We start from the raw sequence: 10,688 nt of genomic DNA on the forward strand, positions 1-10,688 counted from the left end.
CCATAGGCGCGCGTTGCGGAGGCGGCGCGACCGGCCTTCGTTCGCGAGCCTTTCCCGCTGGTCAGGTACTCGTATGCCTCTTGGAGGTTCTTGAACTGCTCGGTGGCGCGGTCCTGGAGCTTCTTGTTCGTGGCGAAGCGGTCGGGATGCAGGATCTGCGCCGTCTCCTTGTATGCCGTCTTGATGTCGGCGAGGGTGGCATCCTCGTCGAGTCCCAAGATGCGCAGTGCTTCCGTCCGGTTCATAACTCCCCGCAGAATCGTGATGGCGCGCTGCTCGCGCGTTCGTTTGCCGAAGAAGTATAGTACCACGTCGGCATGAGAAGCCGGGGCGCGGCAAGGGGCGTCACAGAATGCACGCGGGCGAAGGTTTGCGGCAGGGTCAAGCCAGCCGACCGGCTCGTGCCAGGCCGCGCGCTGCAACGGCGGCAAGCGGAACGAACAGTGCGATCGTTCCCAGCAGCACGGCCAGGTCGGCGGGGCTGCCCGTCACATAGGTTTCCACCAGCAGGCCGCTCGTCGCGAACGACGGCAGCTCGGACAGGGCATTGAGCGCCGCATGCGCGCCTACGGCCAACCACAGGTTTCCCGACTGCGCGTACACGCCCGCCATGATGACGCCGAACAAGGCCGCCTGCACCGGTTTGCCCGCAAGCTGGACGAGGGAGACGGCATCGACCGGCGGAGCGGCGGTTCCTGAAACATGCAGGATGCCGAAAATCGCCGCCGATGCCGCTGCTGCGACGAGCAGCGGGCGGTAGGTTCCCGTCCCTTCCAGCACCTCCGCGAAGCTGCGGAACAGGACGCCACGGAACAACGCCTCCTCGAACACACCGGTGAGCAGGCAAAGGATCAGGAACAAGGCGATATCCGCAGAACCGGGAGGCTTTATCCCGGCCTCCGCCCCTGCAAGGCCGACCGTCGCAAGCCCCGCCGCAAGGGCGATGGCCAGTACACCGGCGCACATGAGGAAGGCGCCGCGAGCGTTTCTCGGTACGGGATGCCTGCTTTTCAAGGCCGCCGGATCGAACAGCGCGAGCACCACGATAACGGCGACTCCGGCTGCGGCCGTCTGCACGACAACGGCGCCCAACGAGCCGCCGGGCACGACGTTCAGGCACGCGACGGCCAACGCACAGGAGACGACGATGTACGCAAGAAGATGACGGCGGCGTAAGGCGGGCAGGTTCATGGGATGCAGTATAATCGATGCCCTGCACCGGCAGGTGCGCGAAACAGCCGCGGAGACGGAGGCGAACCGATGGCAGGCAGCGAACGAGGGGCGGCATGTGCCGGAACCGGCGGGTTGTCGTCGTTCGCGCTCAAGGCGGTTGCCATCGTCGGCATGACCGCGAACCATGCGGGCTATCTCTTCGCCAACGAGCTTCCTTTCTGGGCGTCATGCGTGCTCATCGGATTGGGCGGCCTCACGTTTCCCGTCATGGCCTTCCTGCTGGTCGAGGGATACCGCCGCACGTCCAACGTCAAGCGGTACGCGTTCCGGCTCGGGGCGTTCGCATTGGTATCCCAGATCCCCTACGGCCTGTTCCTCGATGACAACATCAACGTGCTGTTCACGCTGCTCATAGGCCTGGGCGTGCTGTACGCCGACGAGCATGTGCGCAGTCGCGGCGCGTTCTGGGCCGTAACCGCAGCGGGAGCGCTGGCCAGCCTGGCGTGCGATTGGGGCTTCGTCGGCGTGGTTGTGATCGTGCTGTTCAAGAAGCTCGGCGCCGGCCCGTGCCTGCGCGGGTGCCGATCCGCCCAGGCGGACTCGGCACCCGGTGCAGCTCCCAGCGCGGCCGCACCTGCCGATGCAGGTTCCTCCCGCGCGACCTACCAGACTGCCGACGACGCGGTGCCCGCCTTGCTGCGCACGCCGCTCGGCGCCGTTGCCGCACCGGTTCTGCTGGTTGCCGTGGCCGAGGGCCTTCCCCTGCTCGGCAAGCTTGCGAGCGCCGTTGCGGCAGGCGGCGACTGGTCGCTGCTCCCCTTCGTCCTCTACCCGCTCGTTGGCTGTCCTGCAACCATCCCGCTGCTCTACTCTTACCGCGGACGGCGCGGCCTTCCCATGAAATGGTTCTTCTACGCCTACTACCCGGCCCATATCGCCGTGCTGGGCATGGTCCACCTGCTGGTGTTCGGTTGAGGAAAAAAAAAGAAACGGCCTCGCGGCCGTTGGATGTTATGGTGGAGCATAGGGGGATCGAACCCCTGACCTACGGCTTGCAAAGCCGTCGCTCTCCCAGCTGAGCTAATGCCCCGTTCTTCGTCTCGCGCCTGCCGCCTCGGAACGAGCCTTGGCGAAAAGGGAAACGGCACTTTCTTCGGAAAATAATAAACGCTCCACCGGCTAACTCGGCTCACGGTGGAGCGTTTATCGCAAAAAGTGGTGGGCCCGAATGGATTTGAACCAGCGACCTCACGCTTATCAGGCGTGCGCTCTAACCAACTGAGCTACGGGCCCGTAAAAAAGTGCCTGGATACTGTAACCCAGAATCAACGGTTTGGTCAAGCACTTTTCGCAAGGAATTTCAAAAGGTTGCCCTGGCGATGCGCTCGTTTGAACTTCCCGAAAGCCGAAGGAGCCCACGGCGGCGCTATCTTCCCTGCCCGTCCAGACCATCGGGGCGCCAGGGTCGACGCAGCTTGCATCGACGGCGTGCGGACGGTTTGCCACGGGCCCGTCACGCGAGGAAAACGCCTTCCTCGTCAACCGTCGATATCGCAAGCGCGCGGTATAATCGAGGGCGATCGACGTACCGGCGAACCCGAGCCAACGAGGAGCTGCGATGAAACCCGTCAACGTGCAAACCCTGATCGTGTCGGCCGCGCCGGCTCCCTCCATTCTCGTGCTGCAGCCCATCGAAGAGCCGTCGCAGCCCGGAAAGTACCGCATCGTTCCCATCTGGGTTGGCATGAACGAGGCCACCCAACTGGGGATAGCCTTGGAGAAAGCCCGCTTGGCACGGCCCATGACGCACGACCTGTTCCTCGATGCGCTCACGAACCTCGACGCGCGCGTCGACCACGTGGTCATCAACGACGTGAAGGGCGCCATGTTCTTCGCGCGGCTCACGCTCAAGCAGCACGACCGTCTGATCGACCTGGATGCGCGCCCGTCCGATGCCATCGCCCTCGCGCTGCGCCAGCAGGCGCCCATCTTCATCGAGGAGGACGTGCTCGAACGGGCGTCGTTCCCCTACGTGTTCAAGAACGCGCCGGACGCGGAAGACGAGCTCGCCGATTTCCGCACGTTCCTGGAAGAGCTGGCCCCGGAGGATTTCGAAGGGTAGCTCCCCAACGCCGACCTGCCGACGGCTGCCCCGAAGGGGCGAGCGGTAGCAGTCCGACGGCGGGCGGAGGGACCCGACATCGCCTCGCCTACCAGAACGACGAGGCGATGTCATCGAGAACGGACGCCGAGTTGCTGCCGTCGAGCGCCGTGGTCACCACGAACGACGGGACGTTTACCCCCACGATCTCGCCCTGCTTCACCCGCGTCGGCGCGAAAGGGCCGAACGTTGGCTCGGTCGGGGGCAGTTCGGGCTTCTCGGAAGCCGCAGACACGCGCGCGCCAACCTCGCTGGAACCGATCGGCGCCGGACGCTCCCGACGGGGGCCCGTATGCTCTACCCCTCCCCCTTCGACGGAGCCGAGCGCCCGCCGCTTCCAACCACCGCGTGCGAACGTGGCAATGAGGAAGCCGGCGCGCAGCCACTCGTCGATGCACATGGCTATCCACATGCCCACGAGGCCCCAGCCCCAGCCGATGCCCAGCAGCCAGCCGCCGCCCACTGCGAACACCCACGAGAACGCCACGTTCACCGTCACCGGCGTGCGCACGTCGCCGAGCGCGATGAGGGCGCGCACCATGACAATGTTCAGGCTGCGGCCTATTCCCAGAAACACCTCCACCAGCATGATCTGGCGGCCCAGCTCGTGCACGACCGGGTCGGCGGTGAGCAGCCCCACCACAGCGTCGAAGTTCCACCACAGCGTGAGCGACACGGCCGTGGTGAGCACGGCGGCTATGAGGTCGGCCATCCACACGCGCCTGCGCACGATGTCGAACTTACCTGCGCCGAACAGGTAGCCCAGCACGATCTGCGTCGCCTGCGACAGCGCTATGGAGTACAGGTAGGCGATGCTCGCCAGCATGGAGCAGTACACCTTCACCGTGACCACCGTCGTACCGAGCACGTTGATGAACGACAGGATGACGATCTGAGCCAGGTCGTAGTTCATCTGCTCGCCCGACGAGGGGATGCCCACGCCCAGCATGTTCTTGAGCGTCTTTTTCGGGAACGGGCGCAGCAGCCGCGGCGACGGTCGGACGTCGGTGTGGCGCAGCAGCATGAACGCCGCCAGCCCCAGGCCCACGACGCGTGCCGCCACGTTGGCGGCCGCAGTGCCCTCTACGCCGAGCGCCGGCACGCCGCCCAGGCCGTTCACCAGCACAAGGCCCACGCCGACGTCCACCGCGTTCATGGCCAGGCTGGCCCCCATGACGTCGCCCACGCGCGCAAAGCTGCGCAGAAGCGCCGTGATGGCGAAGAACGCGCCCTGCAGGATGGTGGTGGAGCCCACGATAAGCAAAAACGACGAGCCCATGCCCCACAGCGTGGCATCGATGTGCAGCCAGCTGAAGAACTGCGGCCAGAACGCGAACAGCACCGCCGTCATGAGGGCGCCCAAGGCCATGTTCACCACGAGCGCGACGGTGGCGATCTCCGATATCGTGCGCTTGGACGAGGCGTTCCCCAGCACGCGCGTGACCAGCACGGTGGACGCCGTGCCCATGGCCGACAGCGCGATCGTGATGATGTTGAGTATCTGCAGCGCGTTGCCCACGGCGGCGGCCGGGTCGGTGCCGTGCGGGGCCAGCATCATCTGGTTCACGTTGCCTACCATGATCTGAATGAACAGCTCGATGAACAGCGGGACGGACAGCACGAACACGTCGGCCGACGAGGTCTTCTCGGCCGGTGCGCGCCCAGCGCGGGCCCTCCGCGCATCCCCGGCACGCCGTCGCGCGTTCTGTGCGTTCCCCCAGGCTCCCTGTGCGCGACCACGCGCCCCTTGGGCCAATGCGGTAATGGACATGGGCTTCTCCGCCCCCCTTTCATGCGAAGCGCCTGCCTTCCAGCAGACGTGTTCACATTCACGAGGCGTGCAGTATACGGCACGTCAACACCCGCATGACGGGCACTTGACCCATCCATTATTTCCGCATTCATGAGTACGAACGTTCGCTAATTCACGAAGTTCAAAAAGTTATTTGTTGATTGAATTAATAACCAAATGTTTCACGTGAAACATTTTGCAAAAAGGCAGAAAGGGAGGGCGGAGAACGAAAAATCGAGAACCTGATCAGCGAGGAGCCTCGCGAAGGAAGGAAGGACTGAAACATGAGCGACAAAAGAAACGGATGAGAATACGGGAAGCGAAATAGAGAGTTGGAGTTGGTGCTCGATAAATTGAATCGCGTTGCTAGGAGGACGAACTGATAAGGGGAATGAAAAAACGATTCGGAGGGGGAGGGAGGGGATGATCAAGAGGATGAGGAATGGAGCGACAGTATAATCGAGTAGCGAAGGAAACGGGGAACCGCAGAGCAAGAACGACCGACGGGCCCTTGCGGGCCCGTCGGCTGGGTCGGCGCCTGCAAGCGCGCGGGGCGCGGCTGCAGGTCGCCGGACGATCAATCGCTCGGTTTTAAGCCTCGTCGATCTCGTTCTCGGAGAGGCCGCCCTCCTCGGACTCCTCTTCCAGCAAGTCGAGCGTCGCCTCGTCCTCGTTGCCGGGCTTCTCGCCGGAGGGACGCTTCTTCTTGGCGCGGCTCGAGATGGCCACGGCCGTCACACGGTCGCCGTCGCCCACCTTCATCACGCAGACGCCCTGCGTGGAGCGGCCGAGCTCGGAGATGCCGGACACCGGGGTGCGCACGACCACGCCCTCCTCGGACATGATCATGATCTCCTCGTCGGGCGCCACGATCTTCATGGCGGCCAAGAGGCCCTTCTTCTCCGTCATGGTGATGGTGAACACGCCCTGGCCGCCGCGATGGTGGTCGGGGTAGTCGCTCACGGGGGTGCGCTTGCCGAAGCCCTTCTCGGTGATGACGAACAACTCGGTCCTGGGCTTGGCAATCTCCATGCCCAGCACCCGCGCGATAGGCGGCACGTTCATGCCGCGCACGCCCATGGTGTCACGGCCCATGCCGCGCACCTCGCCCTCGTCCCACTTGATGGCCTTGCCGGCGCTCGACACCATGATGACCTTCTCGCCGGGCGCGACGCGCTTCACCGAGATGAGCTCGTCGTTATCCTTCAGGTTGATGGCGATGAGGCCGTCGCGGCGCGTGCGGTCGTACAGCTCCATGGACGTCTTCTTCACCATGCCGTGCGACGTGGCGAACATGAGGAACTCGTCAGCCGGGAAGTCCTTCGTGGCAATGACGGCGGAGATGGTCTCCCCCTTCGCCAGCGGCAACAGGTTCACGATGGCCGTGCCGCGTGCGTGGCGCGATGCCTCGGGAAGCTCGTACACCTTCAGGCGGTACACCTTGCCGGCCGTGGAGAAGAACAGCATGTACGCGTGCGTCGACGCCACGAACAGGTGCTCCACGTAGTCGTTGTCCTTCAGGTTCACGCCCTGCATTCCCTTGCCGCCGCGCTTCTGCTGGCGGTAGGTGGCCACGGGCAGGCGCTTCACGTAGCCGGCCTTCGTCACCGTCACCACCATGTTCTCGTCGGCGATGAGGTCCTCCACGTCGATGTCCTTGGCGTCGGCCGAGAGAAGCGTCTTGCGCGGCGTGCCGAACTTCTTCTTGATCTCCTGCAGCTCGTCCTTGATGATCTCGCGCACGAGCGTCATGTCGCCCAGGACGCGCTTGTAGTAGTCGATCTTCTCGCGCAGGGCGGCCAGCTCGTCCTCGATCTTGCCGCGCTCCAAGCCGGTCAGGCGGCGCAGCTTCATCTCCAAGATGGCGTCGGTCTGCTTCTTCGACAGCCCGAAGCGCTCGGTGAGGCGAGAGGCCGCCTCGGCGTCGGTCTGCGAGGAGCGAATGATGGTGATGACCTCGTCGATATTGTCGAGTGCGACCACCAAGCCCTCGAGGATGTGCGCGCGTTCCTCGGCCTTCGCCAGCTCGTAGCGCGTCCGGCGCACGATGACGTCTTCCTGGTGCGCGATGTAGTAGTGCAGCATCTCCTTGAGCGAGAGCACGCGCGGCACGCCGTCCACGAGCGACAGCATGATGGCGCCGAAGCCCACCTGCAGCTGCGTGTGCTTGTACAGCTTGTTGAGCACCACCTGCGGAATGGCGTTCTGCTTGAGGTCGATGATGATGTCGATGCCGTGGCGGTCGGCGCCGTCGTGGATGTTCGATATCTCGGGCAGCTTCTTGTCGCGCACGAGCTCGCCCAGCTTCTCAAGCAGGCGCTGGCGGTTCACCATGTAGGGGATTTCCTTCACGATGATGGAGCTGCGGCCGTTCTTCTTCTCCTCAACCTCGCAGCGGGCGCGCACGGTGAGCGAGCCGCGGCCCGTCTCGTAGGCGTCGATGATGCCCTTCTTGCCCATGATGATGCCGCCCGTGGGGAAGTCGGGGCCGGGGAGCGCCTTCATGAGCTCCTCGGTGGTGACGTCGGGGTTGTCGAGCATGAGGCACGTGGCGTCGATGGTCTCCCGCAGGTTGTGCGGCGGGATGTTCGTGGCCATACCCACGGCGATGCCCTGCGAGCCGTTCACCAGCAGGTTCGGGAAGCGGGCCGGCAGCACGACGGGCTCTTCCAGGCTCTCGTCGTAGTTCGGCTGGAAGTCGACCGTCTCCTTGTCCAGGTCAGAGAGCAGTTCCATGGCCGCCTTGTCGAGGCGCGCCTCGGTGTAGCGCATGGCCGCCGCGCCGTCGCCGTCGATGGAGCCGAAGTTGCCATGGCCGTCGATCAGGGGCACGCGCATAGAGAACGGCTGGGCCAGGCGCACCATGGTGTCGTACACCGCCGAGTCGCCGTGCGGGTGGTACTTGCCGATGACGTCGCCCACGGTACGGGCCGACTTCATGTGCGGGCGCGAGGGCGTGTAACCGCTCTCGTTCATGGCGTAGAGGATGCGGCGGTGCACCGGCTTCAGGCCGTCGCGCACGTCCGGCAGGGCGCGGGCCACGATGACGCTCATGGAATACTCCAGGAACGACGTCTGCATCTCCTTGCCCAGGTACGCCGTGCGCACGATGGTGCCGTTGCCGCCGTTGGCTCCCTCCACGATCTCGCCATGGGCGCTCGGCAGGTCGTCCTTGATGAGCGCCTTGGCGCGCATCTCGTCGGAGATCACCGAGCCGGGGCCGCGCGGGGCATCGTCGTCGGCCTCGGCGTCCTCCGCGTCGGCGAGGGCGCCTTCCAGGTCGTCCTCTTCCCCGCCGCCGTTCGCCGCGTCGAAGTCCTCCTCGGCGCGGTTGAGGAACTCGTCGAAAGAATCGTTGTTGTCTGCCACTTAGATTCTCCTTAAATGTCCAGGAACCGGACGTCGCGGGCGTGCTTCTGGATGAACTCCTTGCGGGGCTCCACCTGGTCGCCCATGAGCTCGCTCACCACACGCTCGGCCTCGGCCGCATCGTCGATGTTCACCTGCAGAAGCGTGCGCGTCTCGGGCTCCATCGTGGTCTCCCACAGCTGGTCGGGGTCCATCTCGCCAAGGCCCTTGTAGCGCTGGACGTCGAACTTGTCCGGATTGTCGTACTCGGCGAGCACCGATCCGAGCGCGCTCTCGTCGTAGATGTAGCGCTCGATCTTGGGGCTGCGCGAGTTCTTCTTCTTCAAGCCGAAGATGGGCGGCTGCGCGATGTAGATGTAGCCGCGGTTGATGAGCTCCGGCATGTAGCGGTAGAAGAACGTGAGCAGAAGGCAGCGGATATGCGCACCGTCGACGTCGGCATCGGTCATGATGATGATGCGGTGGTAACGCGCTTGGTCGGCGTCGAAGTCGTCGCCGATGTTCGTGCCGATGGCCGTGATGAGCGAGCTGATGGTGTCGCTGGAGAGCGAGCGGTGCAGGCCGGCGCGTTCCACGTTCAAGATCTTGCCGCGCAGGGGCAAGATGGCCTGCGTCTTGCGGTCGCGGGCCTGCTTGGCCGAGCCGCCTGCGGAGTCGCCCTCTACGATGAATATCTCGGAATCGGCCGGGGTCTTGGACGAGCAGTCGGCCAGCTTGCCCGGCAGCGCGAACGAGTCGAGCACTCCCTTGCGGCGCGTCATCTCGCGGGCCTTGCGGGCGGCCTCGCGGGCCTTGAGCGCCTGTGTGGCCTTGTCGATGATGCGCTTGGCCGGCTTCGGGTTCTCCTCAAGGTACTCGGCGAGCCCCTGGGTCACCGCGTTCTGCACGAGCGGGCGGATCTCGGTGTTGCCGAGCTTCGTCTTCGTCTGGCCCTCGAACTGCGGGTCGTGCAGCTTTACCGAGATGATGGCCGCGCAGCCCTCGCGCGTGTCGTCGCCGGAGAGGTTCGAGTCCTTCTCCTTGAGGATGCCCTTCGCGCGGGCGTACTCGTTGATGGTGCGCGTGACGGCCTGCTTGAAGCCGTCGAGGTGCGTGCCGCCCTCGTGCGTGTTGATGTTGTTAGCGAAGGCCATGACGGAGTTCGTGGAATAGGAAGACGACCACTGCATGGCCACCTCCACCGTGCCGTCGTCGTTCTCGGCCTCGAAGTAGATGGGCTTGTTCAGCGTCTCCTTGCCCTCGTTCAGGAACTTCACGAAGTCCACGATGCCGCCGGCGTACTGGAACACCTCGGTGCGCGGCTCGGGCGCGAGGTCGGACAGCGTGCTGCCGGGGTTCACGCGCTCGTCGTGCAGGATGATCTTCAGGCCCTTGTTCAAGAACGCCATCTCGCGGAAGCGGCTGGCCAGCGTGTCGTAGTCGTACACCGTGGTGTCGGTGAAGATGGTGGGGTCGGGCCAGAACGTCACCGTGGTGCCGTTGCCGCGGCGCACCTTGCCCACCTCGCGCAGCTTCTCGGCCGTCTTGCCGTGGTCGAAGGAGATGTCGTACTGCACGCCCTCCTTGAACACGCTCACCTCCACGCGCGAGGACAGCGCGTTCACCACCGACACGCCCACGCCGTGCAGGCCGCCGGACACCTTGTAGCCCTCGCCGCCGAACTTGCCGCCGGCATGCAGGATGGTGAGGACGACCTCCACCGTGGGGATCTTCTCCTTGGGGTGCTTGTCCACGGGGATGCCGCGCCCGTTGTCGTCGACCGTGATGGAGTTGTCGGGGTGGATCCACACCTCGATGGTGTCGCAGTAGCCGGCGAGCGCCTCGTCGACTGCGTTGTCCACGACCTCGTACACCAGGTGATGCAGGCCGCGTGGGCCCGTCGAGCCGATGTACATGCCCGGACGCTTGCGGACCGCCTCCAGGCCCTCGAGGACCTGGATGTCGGAACCGTCGTAATGGTCAGGTTTGTTTGCCACTGACATGCTCCTTTTTCAGTGCGTATTTTCGTGAGGACGCGCCGCGGTCCCGCGCGGGACGGGCACGGGCGGCGCAGCCGTCGCGGGCCGCCTCGGCCAAGGTCGCTTAGCGACGGCCGGATGGCGGGACGGCAACTGGAAAATTGTACCATAACCACGGTACGGCACCAACAATTTCAACGGCTTTTAAAGGCTTTGAGAAGCCGTATGAGGGGAG

The 10,688-nt window shown here is 64.7% G+C and carries 7 protein-coding genes and 2 tRNA genes; 2 read left to right on the top strand and 7 right to left on the bottom strand.

The genetic code is table 11. The features are described from left to right. Positions 1 to 245 (bottom strand): J domain-containing protein (locus GPA_RS05885; protein WP_156791137.1); only part of this gene is annotated, 245 nt, incomplete at its 3' end. A gap of 136 nt (positions 246 to 381) precedes the next feature. Further along, positions 382 to 1,191, bottom strand: a complete 810-nt coding sequence (locus GPA_RS05890; RefSeq protein ID WP_015539271.1) for a CPBP family intramembrane glutamic endopeptidase — start codon at positions 1,189 to 1,191, stop codon at positions 382 to 384. Between the two features lie 69 nt (positions 1,192 to 1,260). Between GPA_RS05890 and GPA_RS20010 the strand changes: the two genes are divergently transcribed. Beyond that, a complete protein-coding gene (locus tag GPA_RS20010) occupies positions 1,261 to 2,148 on the top strand; it encodes a TraX family protein (RefSeq protein ID WP_049784029.1) in 888 nt (295 codons plus the stop codon). A 39-nt stretch (positions 2,149 to 2,187) separates the two neighbouring features. On the opposite strand, the gene GPA_RS05900 is transcribed toward GPA_RS20010, so the two are convergent. Both GPA_RS05900 and GPA_RS05905 read right to left on the bottom strand, forming a co-directional pair. Beyond that, positions 2,188 to 2,263: transfer RNA gene (locus GPA_RS05900), tRNA-Ala, on the bottom strand. Positions 2,264 to 2,389: 126 nt separating this feature from the next. Further along, positions 2,390 to 2,466, bottom strand: a tRNA-Ile gene (locus GPA_RS05905). Positions 2,467 to 2,791: 325 nt separating this feature from the next. Between GPA_RS05905 and GPA_RS05910 the strand changes: the two genes are divergently transcribed. Next, complete coding sequence (locus tag GPA_RS05910) at positions 2,792 to 3,295, top strand: bifunctional nuclease family protein (protein ID WP_015539272.1); 504 nt, start codon at positions 2,792 to 2,794, stop codon at positions 3,293 to 3,295. Between the two features lie 88 nt (positions 3,296 to 3,383). Here the strand turns inward: GPA_RS05910 and GPA_RS05915 are convergent, their stop codons facing one another. The 3 genes from GPA_RS05915 to gyrB all read right to left on the bottom strand — a co-directional run bounded on the left by GPA_RS05915 (position 3,384) and on the right by gyrB (position 10,477). Further along, entirely contained in the window at positions 3,384 to 5,105 is a 1,722-nt protein-coding gene (locus GPA_RS05915) for an MATE family efflux transporter (protein WP_049784031.1), read from the bottom strand. 612 nt (positions 5,106 to 5,717) lie between these two features. Next, positions 5,718 to 8,495: a DNA gyrase subunit A gene (gyrA, locus tag GPA_RS05920; RefSeq protein WP_041239168.1), complete on the bottom strand. Its 2,778-nt coding sequence runs from the start codon at positions 8,493 to 8,495 to the stop codon at positions 5,718 to 5,720. 11 nt (positions 8,496 to 8,506) lie between these two features. Then, positions 8,507 to 10,477: a DNA topoisomerase (ATP-hydrolyzing) subunit B gene (gyrB, locus tag GPA_RS05925; protein WP_015539273.1), complete on the bottom strand. Its 1,971-nt coding sequence runs from the start codon at positions 10,475 to 10,477 to the stop codon at positions 8,507 to 8,509. Positions 10,478 to 10,688 lie beyond the last annotated feature (211 nt).

The organism is Gordonibacter pamelaeae 7-10-1-b (assembly GCF_000210055.1).
Taxonomy (GTDB): Bacteria; Actinomycetota; Coriobacteriia; order Coriobacteriales; family Eggerthellaceae; genus Gordonibacter; species Gordonibacter pamelaeae.